This window comes from Streptomyces sp. HPF1205 (assembly GCF_020400825.1).
In the GTDB taxonomy this organism is placed as follows: domain Bacteria; phylum Actinomycetota; class Actinomycetes; order Streptomycetales; family Streptomycetaceae; genus Actinacidiphila.
The window spans coordinates 72,213-95,331 of the sequence record NZ_JAINVH010000030.1 but is presented as its reverse complement, the minus strand read 5'-3'; the positions used below and the strand labels follow the sequence as shown (position 1 = coordinate 95,331).

25 protein-coding genes are annotated in these 23,119 nt (G+C 74.2%); 18 read left to right on the top strand and 7 right to left on the bottom strand.

Annotated features, from left to right (window positions below; translation table 11 throughout):
* Nucleotides 1-216 precede the first annotated feature (216 nt).
* The 17 genes from gvpO (at nt 217) to K7G61_RS27640 (ending at nt 13,349) form a co-directional block, all read left to right on the top strand.
* Nucleotides 217-645, top strand: coding sequence for a gas vesicle protein GvpO (gene gvpO / locus K7G61_RS27720; RefSeq protein WP_225849730.1), 429 nt, complete (start codon nt 217-219; stop codon nt 643-645).
* A 57-nt stretch (nt 646-702) separates the two neighbouring features.
* Nucleotides 703-1,164, top strand: a complete 462-nt coding sequence (locus K7G61_RS27715; protein WP_225849729.1) for a gas vesicle structural protein GvpA — start codon at nt 703-705, stop codon at nt 1,162-1,164.
* Complete coding sequence (locus tag K7G61_RS27710) at nt 1,161-1,925, top strand: GvpL/GvpF family gas vesicle protein (RefSeq protein ID WP_225849728.1); 765 nt, start codon at nt 1,161-1,163, stop codon at nt 1,923-1,925. The genes K7G61_RS27715 and K7G61_RS27710 overlap by 4 nt, the downstream gene beginning before the upstream one ends.
* A 10-nt stretch (nt 1,926-1,935) precedes the next feature.
* Nucleotides 1,936-2,193 (top strand): gas vesicle protein GvpG, encoded by a 258-nt coding sequence (locus K7G61_RS27705; protein WP_225849727.1) that lies wholly within the window; start codon nt 1,936-1,938, stop codon nt 2,191-2,193.
* Entirely contained in the window at nt 2,190-2,906 is a 717-nt protein-coding gene (locus tag K7G61_RS36630) for a DNA primase (protein ID WP_263984931.1), read from the top strand. Before K7G61_RS27705 ends, K7G61_RS36630 begins: the two co-directional genes overlap by 4 nt.
* Nucleotides 2,899-4,038 (top strand): SRPBCC family protein, encoded by a 1,140-nt coding sequence (locus K7G61_RS27695; protein WP_225849726.1) that lies wholly within the window; start codon nt 2,899-2,901, stop codon nt 4,036-4,038. Before K7G61_RS36630 ends, K7G61_RS27695 begins: the two co-directional genes overlap by 8 nt.
* Nucleotides 4,035-4,403 carry a gas vesicle protein gene (locus K7G61_RS27690; protein WP_225849725.1) on the top strand — a complete coding sequence of 123 codons (369 nt, stop codon included), beginning with the start codon at nt 4,035-4,037 and terminating at the stop codon, nt 4,401-4,403. The genes K7G61_RS27695 and K7G61_RS27690 overlap by 4 nt, the downstream gene beginning before the upstream one ends.
* A complete protein-coding gene (locus K7G61_RS27685) occupies nt 4,400-5,194 on the top strand; it encodes a GvpL/GvpF family gas vesicle protein (RefSeq protein ID WP_225849724.1) in 795 nt (264 codons plus the stop codon). The genes K7G61_RS27690 and K7G61_RS27685 overlap by 4 nt, the downstream gene beginning before the upstream one ends.
* Before the next feature lie 101 nt (nt 5,195-5,295).
* Nucleotides 5,296-5,523, top strand: a complete 228-nt coding sequence (locus tag K7G61_RS27680; protein WP_225849740.1) for a gas vesicle protein — start codon at nt 5,296-5,298, stop codon at nt 5,521-5,523.
* Nucleotides 5,520-5,813: a gas vesicle protein K gene (locus K7G61_RS27675; RefSeq protein WP_225849723.1), complete on the top strand. Its 294-nt coding sequence runs from the start codon at nt 5,520-5,522 to the stop codon at nt 5,811-5,813. The genes K7G61_RS27680 and K7G61_RS27675 overlap by 4 nt, the downstream gene beginning before the upstream one ends.
* A gap of 154 nt (nt 5,814-5,967) precedes the next feature.
* Complete coding sequence (locus tag K7G61_RS27670) at nt 5,968-6,408, top strand: STAS domain-containing protein (protein ID WP_225849722.1); 441 nt, start codon at nt 5,968-5,970, stop codon at nt 6,406-6,408.
* Between the two features lie 155 nt (nt 6,409-6,563).
* Nucleotides 6,564-6,848 (top strand): dsRBD fold-containing protein, encoded by a 285-nt coding sequence (locus K7G61_RS27665; RefSeq protein ID WP_225849721.1) that lies wholly within the window; start codon nt 6,564-6,566, stop codon nt 6,846-6,848.
* 283 nt (nt 6,849-7,131) lie between these two features.
* Nucleotides 7,132-9,249, top strand: a complete 2,118-nt coding sequence (locus K7G61_RS27660; RefSeq protein ID WP_225849720.1) for a SpoIIE family protein phosphatase — start codon at nt 7,132-7,134, stop codon at nt 9,247-9,249.
* Nucleotides 9,250-9,563: 314 nt separating this feature from the next.
* The gene (locus K7G61_RS27655; protein WP_225849719.1) at nt 9,564-10,820 is read left to right on the top strand and encodes an SLC13 family permease; all 1,257 of its coding nucleotides are present in this window, start codon (nt 9,564-9,566) and stop codon (nt 10,818-10,820) included.
* A 43-nt stretch (nt 10,821-10,863) separates the two neighbouring features.
* Complete coding sequence (locus K7G61_RS27650; RefSeq protein WP_225849718.1) at nt 10,864-11,355, top strand: universal stress protein; 492 nt, start codon at nt 10,864-10,866, stop codon at nt 11,353-11,355.
* Nucleotides 11,356-11,526: 171 nt separating this feature from the next.
* Nucleotides 11,527-12,774, top strand: coding sequence for a geranylgeranyl reductase family protein (locus K7G61_RS27645; RefSeq protein WP_225849739.1), 1,248 nt, complete (start codon nt 11,527-11,529; stop codon nt 12,772-12,774).
* Nucleotides 12,775-13,037: 263 nt separating this feature from the next.
* Nucleotides 13,038-13,349: a hypothetical protein gene (locus K7G61_RS27640; protein ID WP_225849717.1), complete on the top strand. Its 312-nt coding sequence runs from the start codon at nt 13,038-13,040 to the stop codon at nt 13,347-13,349.
* Nucleotides 13,350-13,405: 56 nt separating this feature from the next.
* Here K7G61_RS27640 and K7G61_RS27635 read toward each other — a convergent pair whose 3' ends face one another.
* The 5 genes from K7G61_RS27635 to K7G61_RS27615 form a co-directional block, all read right to left on the bottom strand.
* Nucleotides 13,406-13,804: a cytochrome c oxidase subunit 4 gene (locus K7G61_RS27635; RefSeq protein ID WP_225849716.1), complete on the bottom strand. Its 399-nt coding sequence runs from the start codon at nt 13,802-13,804 to the stop codon at nt 13,406-13,408.
* Nucleotides 13,801-15,540, bottom strand: a complete 1,740-nt coding sequence (gene ctaD, locus K7G61_RS27630) for a cytochrome c oxidase subunit I (RefSeq protein ID WP_225849715.1) — start codon at nt 15,538-15,540, stop codon at nt 13,801-13,803. Before ctaD ends, K7G61_RS27635 begins: the two co-directional genes overlap by 4 nt.
* Nucleotides 15,537-17,168, bottom strand: coding sequence for a ubiquinol-cytochrome c reductase cytochrome b subunit (locus K7G61_RS27625; RefSeq protein ID WP_225849714.1), 1,632 nt, complete (start codon nt 17,166-17,168; stop codon nt 15,537-15,539). Before K7G61_RS27625 ends, ctaD begins: the two co-directional genes overlap by 4 nt.
* Nucleotides 17,169-17,335: 167 nt before the next feature.
* A complete protein-coding gene (locus tag K7G61_RS27620; protein WP_225849738.1) occupies nt 17,336-18,055 on the bottom strand; it encodes a TVP38/TMEM64 family protein in 720 nt (239 codons plus the stop codon).
* A gap of 241 nt (nt 18,056-18,296) precedes the next feature.
* Complete coding sequence (locus tag K7G61_RS27615; protein WP_225849713.1) at nt 18,297-19,511, bottom strand: MFS transporter; 1,215 nt, start codon at nt 19,509-19,511, stop codon at nt 18,297-18,299.
* A 189-nt stretch (nt 19,512-19,700) separates the two neighbouring features.
* Here K7G61_RS27615 and K7G61_RS27610 point away from each other — a divergent pair, with 189 nt between their 5' ends.
* The gene (locus K7G61_RS27610) at nt 19,701-20,546 is read left to right on the top strand and encodes a spermidine synthase (protein WP_225849712.1); all 846 of its coding nucleotides are present in this window, start codon (nt 19,701-19,703) and stop codon (nt 20,544-20,546) included.
* On the opposite strand, the gene K7G61_RS27605 is transcribed toward K7G61_RS27610, so the two are convergent.
* Both K7G61_RS27605 and K7G61_RS27600 read right to left on the bottom strand, forming a co-directional pair.
* Complete coding sequence (locus K7G61_RS27605; protein ID WP_374204255.1) at nt 20,486-21,844, bottom strand: MFS transporter; 1,359 nt, start codon at nt 21,842-21,844, stop codon at nt 20,486-20,488. The genes K7G61_RS27610 and K7G61_RS27605 overlap by 61 nt on opposite strands.
* 118 nt (nt 21,845-21,962) lie before the next feature.
* Nucleotides 21,963-23,108 (bottom strand): hypothetical protein, encoded by a 1,146-nt coding sequence (locus tag K7G61_RS27600; protein ID WP_225849711.1) that lies wholly within the window; start codon nt 23,106-23,108, stop codon nt 21,963-21,965.
* Between the last annotated feature and the right edge of the window lie 11 nt (nt 23,109-23,119).

Genomic DNA, 23,119 nt, shown 5'->3' with positions numbered 1-23,119 from the left:
GCCGCGGCGCGGACCGCGGGACGGGAGCGCCGCGTGTCCGCGCTCACGCGCGTTGCCAGGCGTGAACGGCCGGCCGCGGGGAAACCGGCAGTCCAGGCGCCGGGCCGTGGCCTGTGGAAGGCACTCGGCTGATGGGGCGTCAGGAATCCCCAGTCCACCGCTGTCGCACAAAGGTTTGAGCCCGGGCGCAGCGGTAACGCGAAACCCGAGGTCGCCATGGCGGACACACGCAGAAGCGAAGACACCCGATCCACCGACGCCGAAGACACCCAAGACACCGAACACGACGAAGACACCGAACCCGACGAGAGCCGGGACACCGCACGAGACGGCAGCCGGACCGGCGCGAACCGCCGGAACGGACACCGGAGCGAAGCGGCGGACCGCGTGAGCAATCCCCTGGACGCGGTCCGCCGGGCACAGGACCAGCTCGCCCTGCTCACCGGCCAGCGGGCCGAGGGCGTGTCGTCCCTCACCCGAACCGAGGACGGCTGGGAACTCACCATCGAGGTGCTCGAACTGGAGCGCGTGCCGGACACGATGAGTCTGCTCGCCTCCTACGAGGTGTCCCTCGACGCCGGCGGCAACCTCACGGGTTACCGCCGGACCCGCCGCTACGAGCGCGGCAGGGCCGACCGGAAGTAGTCCGGCCCGCGCGCCGGCCGTCCGCTGCCCCTCCCGGTACCAAGGAGGCACCACCGCATGACCACCGCAGTAGCCACCACGCAATCCGCTGCCGCCCCAGCCAGGGGCGGCGGAAGCTCAGGTCTCTACGACGTCCTCGAACTGGTCCTCGACCGCGGCCTGGTGATCGACGCCTTCGTGCGCGTCTCCCTGGTCGGCATCGAGATCCTCAAGATCGACATCCGGGTGGTGGTGGCCAGCGTGGACACCTACCTGCGGTTCGCCGAGGCGTGCAACCGCCTGGACCTGGAGAGCGGCCCGCACAAGGACCCCGGCCTGCCCGACGTGGTCGGCCAGGTCACCGAGTCGGGGGCCCGCGGCAAGACCAAGGGCGCCCTGGCCGGCGCCGCCGAGACCATCTCGGACGCGTTCCGGGGCAGGTCGGGCGACGACGGCGGCCAGGAGGAGGCGGCTCCGCAGCGGCGCCGCACCACGTCCGGCACCACGACCCGCCGCAGGAAGAAGGAGGAGGACGAGTGAGCACGTACGTCTACGGCATCCTGCGTGCCACCGCGGACTTCCGCCTGCCGGACGAGGCGGCCGGCGTGGGCGACCCGCCGGCGGCCCTGCGTACCCTCGTCGAGGGCGACCTCGCGGCCGTCGTGTGCGACGCGCCCGAGCGGGTCCGGCCCAAGCGCCGCGACCTGCTGGCCCACCAGGCGGTCCTGACCGCCGCCGGCGCGGGCGGCCCGGTGCTGCCCATGCGTTTCGGCAGCCTCGCCGAGGACGACGACGCCGTGCGCGCGGTGCTGCGCGACCGCGCCGCGCACTGGTCCGAGCGGCTGTCCGCCGTGGAGGGCCGCGCCGAGTACAACGTCAAGGCGGTCCACGACACCGACGCCGTCGTACGGCAGGTGCTCGCCGAGGAACCGGAGATCCGCGCCTTGCACGAGGCCGGACGGGCCGCGGGTGCCGACTCCCACGAGGCGAGGCTCCGGCTGGGCGAGGCCGTGGCGCACGCCGTCCAGGAACGCGAGGTCCGGGACGCGGCGCTCGTCAGGCAGACGCTGGAGCGCGCGGCCGAAGCCGTCCGGCCCGGTCCCGAAAGCGGCGGCTGGCTCGCCAACGTCTCCTTCCTCGTGGCGGCCGACGCGGCGGACCGCTTCCTGGCGGCGGCGGACGAACTGGCCCGGGACCACCCGTGGCTGCGTATGACGGTGAACGGTCCGCTGGCGCCGTACAGCTTCGTGGAGCCCGGGGCCGAGCAGGACCGGGCGCCCGCGGCCGCCGCGGCCGGTTAGCGGCCTCGCCATGGGACTGATCGGTTCGCTCCTGCTCCTGCCCGCCGCTCCTGCCCGCGGCGCCTTCTGGGCGCTGCGCCAGGCGCTGGCCGAGGCCGAGCGGGAGTACTACGACCCCGCGGTGATCCAGCGCGAACTCGCCGAACTGTCGGGACGCCTGGAACGCGGCGAGGTGGACGAGGCCGAGTTCGACCGGTTGGAGGACGCGCTCCTGGACCGGCTGGACGAGGGCCGCGCACGACGGATTGACGGGACGAGGACGACATGAACAACCGGATGGGAATGGCGCTCGCGCTCGGCGGGGGCTACGTACTGGGCAGAACGAAGAAGGCCAGGCTCGCGCTCGGCGTGGGGTCGCTGGTGCTCGGCAGACGCCTGAACGTGTCCCCGAAGGCGCTCGGCGAGTTCGCCGCGGCGCGGCTGCGGGACAACCCCCAACTGGGGGAGCTCGGGGCGGAACTGCGCCAGCAGCTCGGCGGCGTCGGCAAGGCCGCGACCGGCGCGCTGGCGACCCGGCAGCTCGGCGGCCTCGCCGACCGCCTGCACGCCAGGACGCTCGACCTGCGCGACCGGGTGCCGGGGGCGCCGGGACGGTCGCGGGACGAGGACGCAGAGGACGCCGAAGACGCACAGGACGCCGAAGACGCACAGGACGCCGAAGACGCACAGGACGCCGAAGACGCCGAAGACGCGGACGAGGCCGGCGGCACCGGGGACCTCCAGGACACGGACGACGGCGAGCGGGACGCCCCCGCCCGTCGCCGCCCGGCCGCGAAGAAGGCCGCCAAGAAGGCCCCGGCCAGGGCCGCCAGGAAGACGGCCGAGAACACCGCGGCCAAGGCGCCCGCCGCCCGCAGGAGCGCTGCCCGCAAGGAGCCCGCCGCCAAGAAGACGGCCGGTGCGCGCAAGCAGTCCGGCGAGCGGGCCTCGTCCGCGCGGCCCGCGCGGCGCACCCGGGCGCAGGGAGGCGGCCGTGGCTGAGAGCGCGAAGTCGATCACGAAGGCCGCAGGCGGCGAGGGCGGCCCGGGGGAGGACGGCGGCCTGAACCCTGCCGTCGAGCGGCTGATGCACGAGCTGGAGGGCTACCTCGCGGCTCGGGCCCAGCGCCTGCTGGTGGGGCTGGGCAGCGGTCTCGGCTCGGCCACCGCGAAGCTCACGGACGCCGCGCAGGGGCAGGGCCCCGGACTCGGCAGGATGGCGCTGGAAAGCGGCCGCAAGGCACTGGGCGCGAGCGGCCTCGGCGGCAAGGAGGTGCTGCGCGGCGCCATGTCGGCCGGCCTCGGGCTCGTGAAGGACAACGTGGCCGGCGCGGTCAAGGGCATGGCGGGCAAGGGGCGGCGCGGGAGCAGGGCCGGCGCGCGGCCGACGGTGATCCTGGAGAGCGTGGACATCGGCGTGCCGGTGCGCGAGGCCTACGACCAATGGACGCAGTTCCAGGAGTTCAGCGGTTTCGCCAAGGGCGTGCGCGGTGTCTCGACCTCCGACGACACCACGTCCGACTGGAAGTTCAAGATCTTCTGGTCGAGCCGCAGCTGGCGCGCCCAGGTGACCGAGCAGGTGCCCGACCGGCGCATCGCGTGGACCGCGGAGGGCGCCAAGGGCACCGCGGGCGGTGTCGTCACCTTCCACCCGCTCGGCGAGAACCTGACCCGGGTGCTGCTGCTGATCGAGTACCACCCCAAGGGCCTGTTCGAGAAGACCGGCAACATCTGGCGGGCCCAGGGCCGCAGGGCCCGGCTCGACCTCAAGCACTTCGCCCGCTTCGTGACCGTACGGGGCGAGGCGACCGGCGGCTGGCGCGGCGAGATCCAGGACGGCGAGGTCGTGGTCAGCCACGAGGACGCCGTCGCCGAGGAGGAGGAGGCCGACCGGGCCGGCGAGGAGCAGGACCTCGGCCCCGAGGACGAGGACCTCTACGACGACGAGGCCGCGGACGACGAGGCACTGGACGACGAAGAGGCCGAGGCCGACGACGAGGCCGAGGACGACGAGCCCATGGACGACGAAGCCATGGCCGACGAGGACGACGAGGCCGGTGACGAAGAGGCCCGGTACGAGGACGAGGCCGAGGCCGGCGAGGCCGGCGAGTACGAGGACGAGGAACGCCGATGACCACAGCCGCCCGGCTCCAGGACCCCTACGGCTCCGGTGGCGGCGCGTCCCTCGCCGACATCCTCGAACGGGTGCTGGACAAGGGCGTCGTCATCGCCGGGGACATCCGGGTCAACCTTCTCGACATCGAGCTGCTGACCATCAAGCTGCGCCTGCTCGTCGCCTCCGTCGACAAGGCCAAGGAGATGGGCATCGACTGGTGGGAGGACGACCCGTCCCTGTCCTCCGGTGCCCGCCGCCGCGAACTGGCCAGGGAGAACGAGCGCCTGCAGCGCAGGATCGCCGAACTGCAGGACGCGCGGGCGGGCGACGGCGGCGCCGGGAGCCGCGTGGAGCGCGCCGATCGGGTGGAGGAGGACTCGTGACCGATCTGCTGTACGCCTACGCGGTGGCCCGGCCCGGACGCCACGAGCCGTCCGGCCTGGGCACGGGAGTGGCCGGCGGTCGTGTGCGCGCCCTCGCCGACGGCGATCTCGCCGCGTTCGTGAGCGCGGTGCCGGCCGCCGGTTTCGGGGAGGCCGCGCTGCGGGAGCGGCTGGAGGACCTGCGATGGCTGGAGGAGACGGCCCGGGCGCACCACGAGGTGGTGGCCAGGGCCGCGGGCGGCGGATGCGTGCTCCCGCTGCGCCTGGCCACCGTCTACCGCGACGAGGACGGCGTGCGGCGCATGCTGCGCGACGGCCGCGCCGCCCTGGGCGCCGCCCTCGACCGGCTCGACGGGCGGGTCGAGTGGGGCGTCAAGGTGTACGCGGTCCCGGCCGAGGCACCCGGCGCCCCGGGCCCGGGCGGCGGTGCGGGGGCCGGAGCCGCCTCCGGGCGCGACTACCTGCGGCAGCGGCTCAACGCCCGCCGCACCCAGGACCGCGGGCACGAGCAGGCCGCGGGCTTCGCCGAAAGGCTCGACGCGCGGCTGTCGCGGTACGCCGAGGACCGGCGCCTGCACCGGCCGCAGGACGCGCGGCTGTCGGGCGCGTCCGGCGTCAACGTGCTCAACGCCTCCTACCTGCTGCCCGCCGCGGACGCGGCCGCCTTCGCCGAGTGCGCGCGGGGCGGCTCCGGCGAGGGCGGGCCCTGGATCAGGGTGGAGCTGACCGGCCCGTGGGCGCCCTACTCCTTCGCCGCTCTGCCGCCGGCCGCCGCCGGGAACCCCTCGTGACACCCGCCGCCCGCCCCGCGGCCGACGAGGCGCCCGGTGCCGAACGGGCGCCCGAGGCCGAGTGGGCGCCCGAGGCCGCTCCCGCGTTCCGTACGCCCGGCCTGCCGCCGGCCGCCGACCCGGCCACCGCGCCGCCCTCGGGGCCGTTCGCCGCGCGTCAGGTCGCGCTGGTCGACCTGCTCGACCGGCTGCTCGCCGGGGGCGTGGTGATCGCGGGCGAGCTGACGCTGCGGATCGCCGACGTCGACCTGGTCCGTATCCATCTGCGCGCGCTGATCACCTCGATCGGCCCGCAGGCCCGCGCGTCCCGGGAGGGAGACACGCCGTGACCGAGCCCGCGCCGCACCGCGGCCGGGTCGAGTTCGACCAGGACACCGTCGAGCGCGACCTGATGAAACTCGTGCTGACCGTTGTCGAGCTGCTGCGCGAGCTGATGGAGCGGCAGGCCCTGCGCCGGGTGGACCGGGGCGACCTCACCGAGGAGCAGGAGGAGAGCATCGGCCGCACGCTCATGGCGCTCGACGACCGGATGACCGGCCTGTGCGAGAGCCACGGACTGCGCCGCGAGGACCTCAACCTCGATCTCGGACCGCTCGGACCGCTGCTGCCCCGGGACTGACCCGGGACTCACCCGAAACCGATCCGGGACCGGCCCGGGACGGACCCCGGGCGCCGCCGGTCCGTCCCGATTTCGCCCGCCCCCGGGTGGCCACGGGGGTGCGAACGGAGAGACGATCGTACAGGGGCAGCTTCCGCGCGAAGGGAGCCCGCTCATGCGAAGCCCGTTCATGCCGTCCGCGTCATCGGGCCGTCCCACCGGAGCCCGGCCCGCCGGCGATCCGCCGCTGCGGGCGAGCACCGCCGCCCTGAGCGACGGCACCCTCGTCCTGCGCCTGGCCGGCGAGGTGACCGTGGCCCGGCGCGCCTCGCTCCACCGGGCCCTGCGGACCGTCGTCGGGATCCGCCCGGTCATGCTCGTCGTGGACCTCACCGCTCTCGGCTTCTGCGACTCGACGGTCCTCAACGCCCTGCTGGAAACCCGCCTCGACGCCCGGACCGCCGGCGTCCGCCTCGTCCTGGCCGGACCCCCGGCGCAGACCCGGCGCCTGCTGCGGCTCACCGGCACCGACCGGGTCTTCACCGTCCGCCCGACGCTGGAAGCCGCCCTCGTCCCCGGGCACGGGGTCCTGCTGCCGGGCCCCGCCGTGGCCTGACCGGCGCCCGCCGCTCCGCATGACCGGCGCGACGCTGGAAAGGGAACCCAGCAGAGGGCTACGAGGAGGGACGAGGGATGCCGTCAATCCCGTCGTCCCGCCGCCGGCCCGAGCACGTACGCACCAGAAGGAACCCAGGAAGGGGGACGGACGTCATGACGCAGCAGGACACCGGGATGCCCGCGCGCAGCAAGACGTGGACCCTCAGGCTCGACATCGTCGAGGAGGACATGGACTCGACGTCCGTGGACGCCTACCTCGACACCGGCCACCGGACCCTGGCCTGCCACACCAGCGCCCACCGCAACCCGCACGACCCCCCGGCCCCGGACATCGGCGACGAGTACGCGGCCGGGCGCGCCCTTCTCGACCTCGGCAAGCAGCTCCTGCGCGCCGGCACGTCCGACGCCGCCGAGAACGCCAAGGACGTGGAGTTCTGACCCGTCCACCGCCACCGGAACCGGCGCGGGGCCGCCGTTTCCCGGTTCCCGTGGGCGGCGGACCTCGGCCGCCGCCGGCCCGTCGCGGTGGGCCGCGCCCGTTTCCCTCGCCCGGTTCCGTCGTGGCCGCCACCGGCCGGGCGCGGCGGCCCGGCGCTCCCGAGGTGGCGGTCGCGCCCGCGCGGGCATAGGTTTTCAGCGTGGGCGGATGCCCACCGCGGCCGGCGATCGGAGCGGGTGCCCGGCGGGGACCGCGGGAACCTGGCCTGGCAAGAGGTGCGGTATGGCCGGACAGGTCGAGGACGTGCACGGCGCCGAGCTGCTCGACTCGGCACTGACGAGCGTCGTGCGCGACACCGGCGCGTCCGTGGGCGGGATCTACCTGCTCGCCCCGCAGGAGCCGGTGCTGCGGCTGGTCGTGATGACGGGCTTCCCCACCGACGTCCTCGACCCCTGGACCCGGGTCTCCCTGGCCGCCCGCCTGCCGGTGGCCGACGCGGTCCGCGAGCACCGGGTGGTGTGGGTGGGCGGCCAGGAGGAGCTGGTGCGGGACTACCCCAGCGCCGCGGTGGCCCTGCCGTACCGCTTCTCGCTCGCCGCCGTCCCCGTGCCGGGTACCGACCGGCCGGTCGGGGTGCTGCTGCTGGCGTGGCCCGGCGGGCAGGCACCGCACCTCACGCCGCGCAGGCGCGGGCACATCACCTCCAGCGGGCGGCGCATCGGACGGCTGCTGGAGGAGATCGCCCGCACCAGGCGGCCGCTGCCGCTGCCCGACGAGCCGCGGGTGGTGGTCACCCAGCCGGTCCAGGCGCCGCCGTCGCCCTCCCCGGCCGCCGCCGACTTCGCCGAGCGCCTGCCCGGCGGCGGCGTGGCACTGGATCTGGAGGGGCGGATCACCTTCATCACCGCCGCCGCCGCCGAACTGCTGGGCGGCGACCGCGACCAGCTGCTGGACACGCTGCCGTGGCAGTCCCTGCCCTGGCTGGACGACCCGGTGTACGAGGACTACTACCGCAGCGCCGTCATCAGCCGCGAACCGACCTCGTACCTGGCCCTGCGGCCGCCGGACCGCTGGCTGCGCTTCGAGCTGTACCCGGACGCCAGCGGCATCAGCGTCCGCATCTTCCCCGCCGATCCCGGGCACCACCCGCAGCAGCGGCCCAGGCCGCTCACGCCCGGGGCCGTGCCGACCGGCGCGGGCCGGCTCTACCAGCTCATGCACCTGGCCGCGGGGCTCACCGAGGCGGTCGGCGTGCAGGACGTGGTGGACAGGGTCGCCGACCAGATCATGCCGGCCTTCGGCGCGCACGGCCTGATCCTTTCCATCGCCGAGGGCGGACGGCTGCGCATCCTCGGTCACCGCGGCTACGACGCCGCGGCCGTCGAGCGGCTCGACGCGCTGCCGATCGACTCCCGGCTCGCCCCGGCCGGCCACGTGATGACCACCGGAGTTCCGGCGTTCTTCGACAGCCGGGACGAGCTGACCCGGGCCTTTCCGCTGGCGTCCGTGAAGAGCGACAAGAAGGCCTGGGCGTTCATGCCGCTGGTCGTGTCCGGACAGCCGGTGGGTGCCTGGGCCCTCACCTACGACCACCCGCACGCCTTCACCGCCGACGAGCGGGCGGTACTGACCTCCCTGGCCGGCCTGGTCGCCCAGGCGCTGGACCGGGCCCGGCTGTACGACGCCAAGAAGGCGCTCGCGCACGGCCTCCAGCAGGCCCTGCTGCCGCACGTCCTGCCCAGCCCGGCCGGACTGGACGTGGCGGGACGCTACCTGCCCGCCACCCACGGCATGGACATCGGCGGCGACTTCTACGACCTGATCTGCCTGGACCCGCACACCTGCGCCGCCGTCATCGGCGACGTCCAGGGCCACAACGTGGCCGCCGCGGCGCTCATGGGCCAGGTGCGCACCGCCGTGCACGCCCACTCGACCTCCGGCGGCGCGCCGGACGAGGTGCTGGCCCGCACCAACCGGCTGCTGAACGACCTCGACCCCGGCCTGCTGGTCTCCTGCCTCTACGCGCACATCGACCTGGCCGACCGGCGCGTGACCATGTCCAGCGCCGGCCATCCGCCGCCGCTGCTGCGCGCGGGCGGGCGCCCCGCCGAGATCATCGACGTCGAACCCGGCCCGATGCTCGGCGTCTACCGCGACGAGACCTTCCCCACCGCCTCCCTGCGGCTGCCCCATGAATCCCTGCTGGCCCTCTACACCGACGGCCTGGTCGAGACGCCCGGCGCCGACCTGGACCGCGCCACCCGGGGACTGGCCGAGCACCTTTCGGGGACGGACGCGCGCGACCTCGACGCCGTCATCGACTCCCTGGTGCACCACGCCCGGCCCACCGGCTACCACCCGGACGACATCGCCCTGCTGCTGCTGCGCCTGAACGCCTGAACGTCTGAACGCCTGAACGCCCGGACGTCCGAGCGCCGGAACGTCCGAAGCGCCCGTACCTCCGCGTCCCCGTATCCCTGAAGCGGCAATAGGACCCGCGCGGTTCGCCGGGGACCGTCCGCGCCACCGGGACCCGCCGCTGACCGGCCCCCTCACCGGACGCCGTTCCTCCGCATGACAGACTCCCTGCACACGGGCCCGACAGGGACGCCCGCGCGGAAGGGGCGTTCGCCGCCGGGCCCGGCGCGGGCGGCCGGTGGCCGGCGAACGGCGGCAGGCACACGGGATCGGGAGCGGGGCGGGATGGACGGCCGATGAGCGGGGGTCTCGCGGAGGCGCTGAGCGCCGTGATGCTGCTCGCGGTGCTGGGCTGCGCCGTCGTCCGGCCCTGGGGGCTGCCGGAGGCGGCGGTGGCCGTGCCGGCCGCGGCCTTGCTCATCGCCACCGGGGCGATCCCGCTGGACCACGCGCGGGAGGAGGCGCAGCGGCTCGGCCCGGTCATCGGCTTCCTCGCCGCCGTCCTGGTGATGGCCCAACTGTGCGCCGACGACGGGCTGTTCACGGCGTGCGGCGGATGGATGGCGCGCACCGCGGGCGCCCGGCCGAGGCGGCTGCTGGTCCAGGTGTTCGCCCTGGCGTCGGCGACCACCGCGGTGCTGAGCCTGGACGCCACGGTGGTGCTGCTGACCCCTGTGGTGTTCGCCACCGCCGCCAGGCTCGGCACGCGGCCCAAGCCGCACGTCTACGCCTGCACCCACCTGTCCAACACCGCCTCGGTGCTGCTGCCCGTGTCCAACCTGACCAACCTGCTCGCCCTGGCCGCCGGAGGCCTGAGCTTCACCCGGTTCGCCGCGCTGATGGCGCTGCCCTGGGTGGTGGCGATCGGCGTGGAGTACGCGGTCCTGCGGCGCTTCTTCGCCGCCGATCTGGCGGCCGCCGCGCAGCCGCCGCCCGCCGACCGGCCGCCGCCGATGCCGCTGTTCGCCCTCGCCACGGTGGCGGGTACCCTCGGCGGCTTCGTCCTGACCTCGGTGTTCGGCGTCAACGCGGCCTGGGCGGCGTTCGCCGGGGCCGCCGTCCTCGCCGTGCGCGCGCTGGCCCGGCGCCGTACCACCGCCCGCGCCGTGGCGCGGTCGGCCGCCGTGCCGTTCCTCGCCTTCGTGCTGTGCCTGGGCATCGTGGTGCGTTCCCTGGTCGACAACGGTCTCGCCTCCGCCCTCGGCCACCTGGTGCCCTCCGGTACGGGGCTGCCGGCGCTGCTGGCACTCGCGGGCCTGGCCGCCGCCCTGGCCAACCTCATCAACAATCTGCCGGCCGTCCTTGTCCTGCTCCCGCTGGCCGCGCCCGGCGGACCGGGCGCGGTCCTCGCGGTCCTCCTCGGCGTCAACATCGGCCCCAACCTCACGTACGCGGGCTCCTTGGCCACGCTGCTGTGGCGGCGTATCGTCCGCGAACACCAAGCCGAGGTCGATCTCGGGGAGTTCACCCGGCTGGGACTGCTCGCCGTGCCTCCGGCGCTGCTGCTCGCCGTGGTGGCACTGTGGGGGTCGCTGAAGGTGATCGGCGCCTGAACGGATGTGACGGTGCGAGGGCTGCGGCCGGGAGGTGGGCGTGGTGAGGACCGTGGTCGCGTGGATCGACGAGGCCACCTGGCCGGCCTGCGTGGACGCCGTGCGCGCGCACGCCCCGGCCGAAGCGTCGGTCGTCCTGCTGCACGTGCCCGGAGGCGGGGCGCCGGGCACCGCACACGGGGCGTTCGCCGGGCTGCTCGGCCGGGGGCGGCCGGACCGCGACCCCGGCGTGCTCGTGGCGCACGAGGCCGCCGAGGCCGGTGAACGCGTCCTCGCGGCGGCCGCCGAGCGGCTGGGCCGGCCCTGCACGCGCGAGCAGCGCACCGGGCGGGTCGAACGCGAGGTGGTGGCCGCCGCGGAGGGGGCCGACCTGCTCGTGCTGGCCCGCGACGGCGACCGCAGCCGCCTGGGTCCGCACAGCCTTGGCCCGCACAGCCGGTTCATCGTGGACCACGCCCCCTGCCCGGTGCTGCTGGTCTGGCCGGACGCGGCGCCCGGCACGGACACCATCCCGCCCCCGCCGCCCCATCCCTGACGGACGCGAAGGTCGAGGACGCGCGCGGGCGGGTAGGGATCGGGAGGCCGTGCCACTCGACGCCGGGAGGAATCCGTGGGTCCGACAACGCAGCCGCACACGCCGCAGGACGGCCCGGACACCGGCGGATCGGGCGACGGCGCCGGATCCGGCGAGCAGGCACAAGTTCTCGTGGTGGGCGCCGGACCGGCCGGTTCCGCCGCGGCGCTGCACCTGGCCAGGGCCGGGATCGACGTCCTGCTGCTGGAGAAGGGCGACTTCCCCCGCGAGAAGGTGTGCGGCGACGGCCTGACCCCGCGCGGGGTCCACCAGTTGGTGCGGATGGGCATCGACATCGACGCCCCCGGCTGGAAGCGCTCGCGCGGCATGCGCTGGGTGTGCCGGGGCCGGCAGGTCCACATCGACTGGCCCGCGCTCGGCCGCTACCCCGACTTCGGGCTCACCCGCACCCGGCACGACTTCGACGAGATACTGGTCCGCCACGCCACCGCGGCCGGCGCCCGGCTGCGGGTGGGCACGAAGGTCACCGGGCCCGTCACCGACCGGGCCGGCCGTATCACCGGCGTCACCGCCGAGACCGGCAAGGACCGCCGCCCGGTGGTCTTCCACGCGCCCCTGGTCGTGGCGGCCGAGGGCGCGTCGGCCAGGACGGCCCTCGCCATGGGTCTGGAGCGCGACCCGGCCCGCACCATCGCCACCGCCGCGCGCCGCTACTACCGCAGCCCCGAACGCTCCCGCGACGAGTACCTGGAGCTGTGGGCCGACCTGCGCTGCTCGCGCACCGGCCGGGACCTGCCCGGTTACGGGTGGATCTTCCCGCTGGGCGACGGGCGGCTCAACGTGGGCCTGGGCGGGCTGCCGCACCGCCGCCACGGGGCGCTGGACCTGCGCGGCTCGCTCGACCTGTGGCTGGCCCGGCTGCCCGCCGAGTGGGGCCTGACCGAGGAGAACGCCGAGTCGCCGCTGCGCAGCGCCGCACTGCCCATGGGCTTCAACCGCCGCCCGCAGTACGCCCGCGGCCTGCTGCTGGTCGGCGACTGCGGCGGCATGATCAGCCCGTGGAGCGGCGAGGGGATAGCCCAGGCGCTGGAAGCGGCCGAAGTCGCCGCCGAGACCGTGGCCCTGGCCCTCACCCGCTCGTCCGGCCCCGCGCGCGAGCGGGCCCTGCGCCGCTATCCGGAGGAGATGAACCGCCGCTGGGGCCGCTACTACCGCCTGGGCAACGCGGCCGGCGACCACGTCTTCAGCCGCGTCGGCTACCGCCCGCTGCTCAACCGCTGGGTCATGGCCAGCCCCGTCGTCCTGGACACCCTCGCCCGGCTGCTCACCCACCTCACCGACGAGCCCTCCAACGACGCCATCGACACCGTGCTCAACTCCCTGGTCAGGCTCGTCCCGGCGGGAGGCGCGCGGAGCTGACCGGCGGCCCCTGCCGCGCGACCCGTCGCGCCCCTCCCCTTCCCGCGCCGCCGACGGCCGGCGTCCCCGGCCGAGGGGCGGCCGACCTGCCCCGCTGCCGACCGGTGCGACGATCGGGGAAGAACTCCGAATGGACCATCCGGGTACTCACCCCGGCACGGGGGTGTGAATCGGGCGGATCGCCGTGACCTGGGCATATGCCGAGACGTTGGGAGGCTGCCGGGCGAACAAGGGAGAAGAGCCATGGACGAGGGAGTCGGATTATGGCGGATGTGCTGTCGTGGGTGGCGCTGAGCTGCGCCTCGGTCGGTTTGCTGGTGGTCGCGCTCGTACCGTCGCTGACCGGGCGGATGTGGCGGACCGATGCCGTGGAACTGCGGCGCTTCCGGCTCTTCAAGGAGGTGCTGACCGACAACATGTCCGCGCACCTCGCCCTGGTGACCGTGCCCGACCCGGCGTCCGGCGCCGTGCGTCCGCACGCCCCGGCGGGCACCTGCGCGTGCCCGCCCGTGCCGCCGGCCGGGCCGGCGCTCACCCGGGCCGAGGACGCCCCGGTCGCCGCCGCGCGCGTCTGACGTCGCACCGCCGCCCTTCGCGCCCGGCCCGGCCGGACCCGCGCAGGGCGGTGGCACTACCGCGGCTCGCCGCGGTGCACGAACTCGAAGACGGTCCCGCCGACCGCGCCGAACAGGACGCCAAGGCCCAGCAGGAACAGCCACAGGCCGAAGACGATGCCGAGCGCGGTCAGGGCGGCCCCGATGCCGATGACCGGGGGGTAGGGGCTGTGCGGCGGGAAGAAGTCGATCGGCCCCGCGCGGTCGGCGACCTCGCCGTCCCTGCGGTCCTCCGGCCGCATCCCGCGCTGCCGGTGGGTGCGGGCGAAGAAGAAGGCGATGGCCGACGACATCAGGAACGACACCGTGAGCACCGCGCCGCCGGCCGGCTCCTCGTGCGACCACCACAGGTAGAAGGCGTCGGTGACCAGGAAGAAGCCGGCCACGCCGGCGAACAGGAAGGTCTCGGTCCTCATCCGCTGATCTCTCCGTGCGTGTCGGGAGTCGGCTCGCCGGTGTCCGCGCCGGGCAGCGGCAATCGCCTCGCCCCGGGATGGTGCAGGTCGAACGCGGGGGAGTCGGACCGGACCTGCGGCAGAGCGTGGAAGTTGTGCCGCGGTGGCGGGCAGGAGGTCGCCCATTCCAGCGAGCGGCCGTAGCCCCACGGGTCGTCCACCTCGACCTTCTCGCCGTACCTGGCCGTCTTCCACACGTTGTACAGGAACGGCAGCGTCGACAGGCCCAGCAGGAAGGCGCCGATCGAGGACACCGTGTTGAGGGTGGTGAAGCCGTCCGACGCCAGGTAGTCCGCGTACCGGCGGGGCATGCCCTCCTCACCGAGCCAGTGCTGGACCAGGAACGTGGTCTGGAAGCCGACGAACAGCGTCCAGAAGTGGACGCGGCCCAGCCGCTCGTCCAGCATCCGCCCGGTCCACTTGGGCCACCAGAAGTAGAAGCCGGCGAACGTCGCGAACACCACCGTGCCGAACAGCACGTAGTGCAGGTGGGCCACCACGAAATAGCTGTCCGTGACGTGGAAGTCCAGTGGCGGCGAGGCCAGCAGCACCCCGCTCAGCCCGCCCAGCAGGAAGGTGACCAGGAAGCCGACGGACCACAGCATGGGCGTCTCGAAACTCAGCGAGCCCTTCCACATCGTGCCGATCCAGTTGAAGAACTTCACCCCCGTGGGCACCGCGATCAGGAACGACATCAGGGAGAAGAACGGCAGCAGCACCATTCCCGTGGCGAACATGTGGTGCGCCCACACCGTCGCCGACAGCATGGTGATCGCGATCGTCGCGCCCACCATTCCGACGTAGCCGAACAGCGGTTTGCGGCTGAACACCGGGATGACCTCGGTGATCACCCCGAAGAACGGCAGCGCCACGATGTAGACCTCGGGATGGCCGAAGAACCAGAACAGGTGCTGCCACAGGATCGCGCCGCCGTTCGCTGCGTCGAAGACGTGGGCGCCGAATTTGCGGTCCGCCTCCAGGGCGAACAACTCGGCCGTCAGCACCGGGAACGCCAGCAGCGCCAGGATCGAGGTGAACAGGATGTTCCAGGTGAAGATGGGCATCCGGAACATCGTCATCCCCGGCGCGCGCAGGCACACGATGGTGCTGACGAAGTTCACCGACCCGAGCGTGGTGCTCAGGCCCGCAAGCACCAGGCCCATCGCCCACAGGTCCCCGCCGGCCCCGGGCGAGAACTCGGCGCTGTTCAGCGGCGCGTAGGCGAACCAGCCGAAGGCCGCGGCGCCGCCGGGCACCACGAACCCCGACACCACGATCAGCGCCCCGAACAGGTACAGCCAGTACGTGATCGCGTTGAGCCGGGGGAAGGCGACGTCGGGCGCGCCGATCTGCAGCGGCATGACCGCGTTGGCGAAGCCGGCGAACATCGGCGTGGCGAACAGCAGCATCATGATGGTGCCGTGGATGGTGACCAGCTGGTTGTACTGCGAGTGGCTGAACAACTGGTCGCCGGGGCGCGCCAGTTCGGCCCGCATGCCCATCGCCAGCAGCCCCGCGAAAACGAAGAAGCAGAACGCGGTCACCATGTACATGTTGCCGATGACCTTGTGGTCGGTGGTGGTGACGTAGTTCAGCAGCCGGCTGCCGAACGGGCTGCCGGCCTCGGCGCCGCCCTGCCGCGTCCCGGCCGGTCCTGGTGTCTCCGGTGCGGTGGCGTCCCGCTCGGTCCGCGTCATGACGTCGTCCTCCGATCCGGCTCGGCCAGGGCCTGCTCGATGTGCCGGCGCTGCTCCTCGGTGGCCGGCATCTCCACTCGCCGGCGGTAGTACCAGCGGTTGAGCGCGGCCCGCAGCCTGTCGCGGCGCGCGGTGCCGGGGGCGGGCACCGGCGCGGGCGGCGGCAGGTCGCGGGCGAGGAAGTGGTACAGCCGCTCGGGCGCCACCGGTTCGTGCCGCGGTGCGATGGCCCCGTAGACGCTCTGCACCACCTCGCCGGTCTCCTCGCCCCGCGTCAGCCGGTGCCGTTCCCGCGATTGCAGGGCCAGGCACATCCGCTTGGTGACCAGGAACGCCAGCACCGGCGCCACGATCACCGCGATCCGGAAGATCCAGGTCAGGGCGTTCATGGAGGCCCTGAAGGTGTACGCCGTGACGTCGTTGCCGCCCGCCGCGAGCAGCACCGCGTACCAGACGATGCCCGCCACGCCGAACGCGGTACGGGTGGGCCGGTCGCGCGGCCGGTCGCACAGGTTGTGCTCGCCGCGGTCCCCGGTCACCCACCGTTCGAACATCGGGTAGCAGAACAGCAGCACGAGCAGCAGGCCGGGCATCACCACCGCGGGCAGCAGAACGTTCCACATGACGGTGTGCCCGGCCACCGTGGTCTCCCACGGCGGCATGAGGCGCAGCCCGCCCTCCAGGAAGCCCACGTACCAGTCGGGCTGGGCGTCGGTGCTCACCTGGTCGGCGCTGAACGGTCCGTACAGCCACACCGGGTTGATCTGGACCAGCGCCGCCAGTGCCGCCACCGTGGCGCAGACCGTGAAGAACAGCCCGGTCGATTTTGCGGTGAAGTAGGGGAACAGCGGTTTGCCGACCACGTTGCGGTTGACGCGGCCCGGACCGCCCCACTGCGTGTGCTTGAGGTAGAACACCAGCGTCACGTGGACGGCGACCAGCGCCAGCAGCAGGCCGGGCACGAACAGCACGTGCAGGATGTACAGCCGGTCGTTCAGCACGTGGCCGGGGAACGGACCGCCCCAGGCGAAGAAGGCCAGGTAGGTGCCCACCACCGGGATCGACATGACGATGGTGTTCGCGGTGCGCAGTCCTGTGCCCGACAGCAGGTCGTCGGGCAGCGAGTAGCCGCAGAAACCCTCCAGCAGCGCCGTGAAGAACAGCAGCACGCCGAGCATCCAGTTGATCTCCCGCGGCTTGCGGAAGGCGCCGGTGAAGAAGACCCGCAGCATGTGCACCGTGATGGCGGCGACGAACACCAGCGCCGCCCAGTGGTGCATCTGCCGGACCAGCAGCCCGCCGCGCACGTCGAAGCTGATGTGCAGGGTGGACTCGTACGCCTGTGACATCCGCAGGCCGCGCAGCGGCGCGTAACATCCCTGGTAGACGGACTCCTTGGCGCCAGGGGTGAAGAACAGCGTCAGCCAGGAGCCGGTGAGGACCAGCAGGACGAAGCTGTAGAGGGCAAGTTCGCCCAGCAGGAAGCTCCAGTGGTCGGGGAAGGCCTTGCGCAGCAGGCCCTTGGCCGCCTCCGCCACGGGCAGCCGCTGGTCGAGCACGGTGAACCCGGTCGACGCCTTCTCCCGTACGTCCGCCTCGGTCCTTTCCCGCCGCCTGCGGAACAGCATCCCGTCACCACTTCCCCTGGTCGCACGGGATCGCACCGCCCGGCGTGTGCCTCATGTTTCTCGCCGGCTGTGCCCCACCGGGCCCGCGCCCGCCCCTGACCGGGAATTTGGCACGCAACTTCACCCGATCGCACCGCGCCCGGGCGCCGGTGGCCGGTGGCGGCCGTTCAGACGGACCGGCCGCCACCGGCGTCGCGGGTACGTGAACGCGTACGCGCCCGGCGGCGGGTGACTTCCGCGGCGGCGAGGCCGGTGACGACGAGGAAGGCGGCGGCGAGCAGGAAGACGGGTGAGGTGGGGGAGGCGGCGCGGCTGCCCGCGACCACGTAGGCGGCCGTGTTGGCGGCGCTGCCGATGCCGGTGGCGGTGAGGAAGGGCAGCGGGCGGATACGGGAGACGGCGGCGGCGTAGTTGGCGGCGGCGAACGGCACGCCCGGGAACAGCCGCAGTGCCAGTGTGCTGCGGAAGCCGTGCCGGCTCAGCTGCCGGTCCAGGGACAGCACCAGCCGCCCGCGCAGCAGCGGACGCAGCGCGTCCTGGCCCAGGAACCTGCCGAGGGCGAACGCCAGGCCCGCGCCGAGCACGGTACCGGCGAGCGCGGCGGGCAGCCCGGCGTGGATCCCGTACAGCGCGCCGGCGGCGGCGTTGAGCAGCGGCCGGGGGACGAAGGCGACGGTGGCCACGCCGTACGCGAGCGCGAACACGACGACGGCGGTCGTGGTGTGCCGGGCCTGCGGCGGCCAGCCGTGGACCAGCGCCTGCTGCGGCTGCCACACGACGGCCGCCGCGATCGCCCCGGCGAGCAGCGCGACCAGCAGGCAGAACCGGACCCAGGGCAGGAGCAGCGGGCGCAGCACACGGGCTGCGCGGGCGTACGCGGGGCGCAGGGGGGCCGGTCCTGGCCACCGGCCGCCGGCGGTGGCCGGGGCGGGGCCGGGACGCCTGTCGTCGCCGGTGGCCTCGATGGGCCCGGCCGGCCCGGCCGGCTCACGCGGTGGGAGGGCCGGGCCGCGGGGATCCGGCGGCGACCCGGCCGCGGTCGGGGAGGCCGCGGCCGGGTCGGGCGGGAGGTCCGGCGAAGACGCGCGTTCGGGCACCGGGGGAGCGTATCCCGGGCGCGGCGCGCCCTCACGCCCCCTCGGTGACCTCCTCGCGCAGCCGCGGACCGCCGGAGGCCACCACGTGGGAGGCGGCGCGCGGGGCGCGGCGGTCAAGCGCGCCCGCCGTGACCGCGACGCCCAGGCCGGCCACCGTCAGAGCCGCGCCGACCAGCGCGGGGGAGGTCCAGCCCCATCCGGCGGAGATCGCCGCGCCGCCCAGCCAGGCGCCGCCCGCGTTGGCGAGGTTGAAGGCCGAGTGGTTCGAGGCCGAGGCGAGAGTGGGGGCGCGGCGTGCCTTGTTCATCACCAGGATCTGGAGCGGAGTCGTCGTCAGGAAGCCGACCGCGCCGAGGACGACGATCGCGACGGGCGCGGTCGCCTCGGACCGCGCCGCGAAGTGGAAGGCGACCAGGACCACGGCGAGCGCCCCCAGCGAACCGTAGAGGGTGGGGCGCAGCGCCCGGTCGGTGAGCGGGCCGGCGGCCAGCGCGCCCAGCGTCATGCCGACACCGAACAGGGCCAGCAGCCAGGTGACCGAGCCGTCCGCGAAACCGGCGACCTGCGTCATCATGGAGGCGAGGTAGCTGTAGACCGCGAACACCCCGGCGAAGCCGAACACCGCGGTGAGCAGGCCGAGCAGCACCTGGGGCTCGCGCAGGGCGCGCGCCTCCTGCGCGACGCCGGTGTGCGCCTCATCGGGCAGCCGCGGCACCAGGAGGGCCAGCGAGGCCAGCGCGAGCACTCCGATCGCGGACACCACCACGAAGGTGGCGCGCCAGCCCAGGTGCTGGCCGAGCGCGGTCGCGGCCGGGACCCCGACGATGTTGGCGACCGTCAGGCCGAGGAACATCGCCGCGACCGCGCGCGCCCTGCGCTCCTCGGCCACCAGCCGCGCGGCGACCACCGCGCCGACCCCGAAGAACGCGCCGTGCGGCAGCCCCGCCAGGAACCGCCCGGCGAGCAGTGCGCCGTAGCCGGGGGCGAAGGCGGACGCCAGGTTGCCGATCGTGAACAGGCCCATCAGCAGCAGGAGCATCCGCTTGCGCGGCACCTTGGCGCCGAGCGCGGTGAGCAGGGGCGCGCCGACCACGACACCGAGGGCGTACGCGGATACCAGGAAGCCCGCGGTCGGTACCGAGGTGCCGAGGTCGTTCGCGACATCGGGCAGCAGCCCCATCATCACGAACTCGGTGGTGCCGATGCCGAAGGCGCTCACCGCCAGGGCGAGGATGGCCAGGGGCATGGAGTGTTCTTCCTCCGGAAGTCGAGGGTGGAAGCGAACGGACAGGACACGTGGGACGTCCGACGTCGCACGTCCCCGGGCGGGACGCTTAAGTTCATCTGCGGAACAAATTCTCGCACCCTCATGATTCCCCCGTGTCACCGGCGGGTGAAGTGCCGCTGAACAGCCGGGCTGGAAGACTTCTCACCGATGACCCACGAACCCGTCCCCGTCACCCGCCCCGTCGACTTCGGGACCGCCAAGCTCCTGCCCGATGTGGACCGCCCGCGGGCCTGGCTGCTCACCGTCGACGGGGCGCCGCAGTCGTACGTCGACCTGGACCGGCCCGAGCACCTGGAGTTCGAGTACGCCCGGCGCATCGCCGTCGTCCTGGAGTCGGTGTTCGACGCGCCCTTCGACGCGGTGCACCTGGGGGGCGGCGGTATGGCGCTGCCGCGCCGGCTCGGCCGGGTCCGGCCGGGCTCGCGCCAGCGGGTGGTCGAGGCCGACCGGGAACTCGCCCGGCTGGTCGCCGAACTCCTGCCGCTGGACGACCAGGGCGTGACGGTGGACGTCGCGGACGCGCGGGAATGGGTCGCGGCGGCGCCGGAGGCGAGCGCGGACGCCGTCGTCGTCGACGTCTTCGGCGGGTCCCGGGTGCCCGCCCACCTGACGTCGGTGGAGTTCGTGACGCGGGTGCGGGAGGTGCTGCGCCCGGACGGCCTCTACGTGGCGAACCTCGCCGACTCGGCGCCCTTCGCCTTCCTCGGCCACCACCTGGGCACGGTACGAGCCGTGTTCGGCCCGGCGGCCGACCTGTGCCTGCTGGCCGAACCGGGGGTGCTGCGGGGACGGCGGTTCGGCAACGTGGTGGTCGCCGCCGCAGCGGGCCGGCCACTGCCCCTGGACGCCATCACCCGCGCGTGCGCCGCGGACGCCTTCCCCGCCCGCGTGGTCGCGGGGGACGACCTCGACCGCCTGACGGGAGCGCCGGTCTACGACGCCTGCGCGGAGCCCTCGCCCGAGCCGCCCGAAGGGGCGTTCACGGTGGGGTGAGCGCCCGACGCCGACGCGCCGGACGGCCCCGTACCGCCGTGCCCGGCCCGCTCCAGCCGCCGTACGTCGGGAAGCAGCAGCACCGCGCCGGTCAGCGCCACCACCAGCGCGGCCGAACCCCACAGCGACTGGGTGCGCCCGAAGGCGGCCGCGGCCGGCCCCGCGAGCGCCAGACCGATCGGCATCAGCCCGATCGAGCCCAGCCAGTCGTACGCCGACACCCGCGACATCATCTCCTCGGGTATCTCCTGGCTGAGCGCCAGCATCCAGCCGACCGCGAACACCTCGATCGCCACGCCCGAGCCGAGCATGGCGGCCACCAGGGCCCACAGCGGCAGCCCCAGTGCCAGCGCGGCGAGCGGCACGGCCAGCGGGAAGACGCCGAGCGTGCCCACCAGCAGGATCCGGCGCGGCCTCCAGCGGATCATCAGCACGCCGCCGAGGACGGTGCCCACACCCTGCGCCGACAGTGCCAGGCCCCACGGGCCCGCGCCCCCGAGGTGGTCGCGCGCCACCAGCGGCCCGTAGACCTGCTCGCCCGCGCTGGTCATGGCGTTGACCACGCCGAACTGCACGACGATGCCCCACAGCCACGCCCGTGAGACGAACTCCCGCCAGCCCTCGCGCAGCTCCCGGACCAGCCCGCTCGGCCCGGCGGGCCGGGCCGCCGGCGCGGCCGACAGCCGGCCGCGCAGCGCCGCGGCGACGGCGAACCCGGTGGCGTCCGCGGCCAGCACCCAGCCCGGGCCCAGGGCGGCGACCAGACCGCCGCCGAGGGCGGCGCCCCCGATGCTCGCGCCGTTGGCCGCCAGCCGGAACACCGAGAACGCCTTGCCCGCGTCGGCGGGTTCGACGGTCGACAGCACCATGCCCTGCGCCGCGGGCGAGAAGAACGCCTGCGCGCCGCCGCCGACCGCGGTCAGCGCGGCCATCTGCCACAGGGCGGGCCGACCGGTCAGTACCAGGGCCGCGAACGCGCCCTGGGAGCAGGCGTTGGCGACGTTGGCCGCCACCATGACGCGCCTGCGCGACACCCGGTCCGCGACCGCGCCGCCGACGAGCAAAAAGACGACCATGGCCAGGGTGCGGGCGGCGGCCACCACGCCGACGTCGGTGGCGTTCCCGCCGGTCCCGATCACCGCGTAGGCGGCGGCGATGGTGGCTCCCGAGTTGCCCAGTCCGCTGATGAAGGAGGCGGACAGCAGCAGCCGGAAGTCCCGGTTCGCCCAGGCGGGCAGCCGCCCGCCGCGGGATGTACCGCGGGATGTACCGCGGGATTCGTCGTCGTCGCCGGTCACCCGGGGACTGTCCCGCAGCGGCCGGGCGCGGTGCAACGCCCTTTACGGGCCGGCGGGGACGCCGCGTCCGTGACCGTGCCGGCGCCGTCCCGTCGCGTCCTTGCCCGCGCCGCCGGGGTCACTTCTTGATCAGCCGGATCGTGCTCTTGATTTTGTCGATGGTGGCCTGGGACACCTGGTCGGACACTCCGCGGTCGCAGTAGAGCACCCACACCACCAGTCGCATGGTGGGATCGGACTGCGTGGGGTCGATCCACGCGACGGTGTACGCCGCGCCGTCCGAGACGCACTTGTTGGTCCTGGGGACGTGGGTGGCCGTCGCCTCGGCCTGCCAGCCGGAGATCCCGTAGGCGTTGTGGAACGCCTTGCTGCCCATGACCTTGGAGAAGGTGCCCTTGCCGTTCTCCTGGTAGGCCCAGTACGCCCACTGCGTCGCCTGCACCTCGGCGGCGTTGCGCACGCTCTTGGCGCCGTTGGCCCCCTTGGTGCCCGCGGCGGCGCGGTCCGCGGTGCCGTCCCCGCTCTTGCACCAGTCGTGCTTGTAGAAGGCGGGCGCGCCCATCGCCACCGCCGGGTTGCCGGTCTTGTCCGCGAACCCGATCTCCTCGCCCTCGTCGCCCACCGTCCAGTCCGGCGGGACGTCGAAGGCGACATTGCGCTCGGTGCGCCTGACGACCTTCCAGCCGGGGACGACGGGCTTGACGTCGAGCGCCCCCGGGGCGCCGCGCGGTGAGTCGCCCGAGCCGGCCGTGACCGCGGAGTCGGTGGGAGCGGCGGTGGTGGGCGTGGGGGAGGGCGTCCTCGACGCAGGGGTGGCGGGGCTCGGCGACTTCGCGGCCTCGTCCTTCTTGTTGCCGGTGAGGACGACGGCGCCGACCACCACAGCGGCGATCACCGCGACGGCGGAGGCGATGGCTATGCCGATGGTCAGGTTCCTGCGGCCGCCGGGGGGCCCGGACCCCTCCGGTCCGCCGGGCACCGGCGGGCCCCACTGCTGCGGGGTGGGAGGACCGACGGGCGGCGCGGCCGGGTAGCCGCCGGCGGGAGGCTGTTGGTAGCCGGCGGGCGGCTGCGCGTAAGGGTTCTGGCCGCCGTACGGCTGGGCCGGCGGGTAGCCCGGCGTCGGCTGCGGGGGCGGTGGGGGCTGCTGCTGCGGATAGCCGGGCTGCGCGTACGGGTTGGGCTGCCCGTACGGGCCCTGGGGCGGTTGAGGGGGCGTGCCCTGCGGGTTCTGCTGTCCCCCGTGCTGGTCTCCTGGCCACATGGCTGGAAACA

Excerpts from the sequence above, each read along its gene's own strand:
- gvpO (WP_225849730.1), top strand. The coding sequence starts at position 217 with ATGGCGGACACACGCAGAAGCGAAGACACCCGATCCACCGACGCCGAA.
- K7G61_RS27715 (WP_225849729.1), top strand. The coding sequence starts at position 703 with ATGACCACCGCAGTAGCCACCACGCAATCCGCTGCCGCCCCAGCCAGG.
- K7G61_RS27705 (WP_225849727.1), top strand. The coding sequence starts at position 1,936 with ATGGGACTGATCGGTTCGCTCCTGCTCCTGCCCGCCGCTCCTGCCCGC.
- K7G61_RS36630 (WP_263984931.1), top strand. The coding sequence starts at position 2,190 with ATGAACAACCGGATGGGAATGGCGCTCGCGCTCGGCGGGGGCTACGTA.
- K7G61_RS27690 (WP_225849725.1), top strand. The coding sequence starts at position 4,035 with ATGACCACAGCCGCCCGGCTCCAGGACCCCTACGGCTCCGGTGGCGGC.
- K7G61_RS27670 (WP_225849722.1), top strand. The coding sequence starts at position 5,968 with ATGCGAAGCCCGTTCATGCCGTCCGCGTCATCGGGCCGTCCCACCGGA.
- K7G61_RS27665 (WP_225849721.1), top strand. The coding sequence starts at position 6,564 with ATGACGCAGCAGGACACCGGGATGCCCGCGCGCAGCAAGACGTGGACC.
- K7G61_RS27660 (WP_225849720.1), top strand. The coding sequence starts at position 7,132 with ATGGCCGGACAGGTCGAGGACGTGCACGGCGCCGAGCTGCTCGACTCG.
- K7G61_RS27655 (WP_225849719.1), top strand. The coding sequence starts at position 9,564 with ATGAGCGGGGGTCTCGCGGAGGCGCTGAGCGCCGTGATGCTGCTCGCG.
- K7G61_RS27640 (WP_225849717.1), top strand. The coding sequence starts at position 13,038 with ATGGCGGATGTGCTGTCGTGGGTGGCGCTGAGCTGCGCCTCGGTCGGT.
- K7G61_RS27635 (WP_225849716.1), bottom strand. The coding sequence starts at position 13,804 with ATGAGGACCGAGACCTTCCTGTTCGCCGGCGTGGCCGGCTTCTTCCTG.
- ctaD (WP_225849715.1), bottom strand. The coding sequence starts at position 15,540 with ATGACGCGGACCGAGCGGGACGCCACCGCACCGGAGACACCAGGACCG.
- K7G61_RS27625 (WP_225849714.1), bottom strand. The coding sequence starts at position 17,168 with ATGCTGTTCCGCAGGCGGCGGGAAAGGACCGAGGCGGACGTACGGGAG.
- K7G61_RS27615 (WP_225849713.1), bottom strand. The coding sequence starts at position 19,511 with ATGCCCCTGGCCATCCTCGCCCTGGCGGTGAGCGCCTTCGGCATCGGC.
- K7G61_RS27610 (WP_225849712.1), top strand. The coding sequence starts at position 19,701 with ATGACCCACGAACCCGTCCCCGTCACCCGCCCCGTCGACTTCGGGACC.
- K7G61_RS27600 (WP_225849711.1), bottom strand. The coding sequence starts at position 23,108 with ATGTGGCCAGGAGACCAGCACGGGGGACAGCAGAACCCGCAGGGCACG.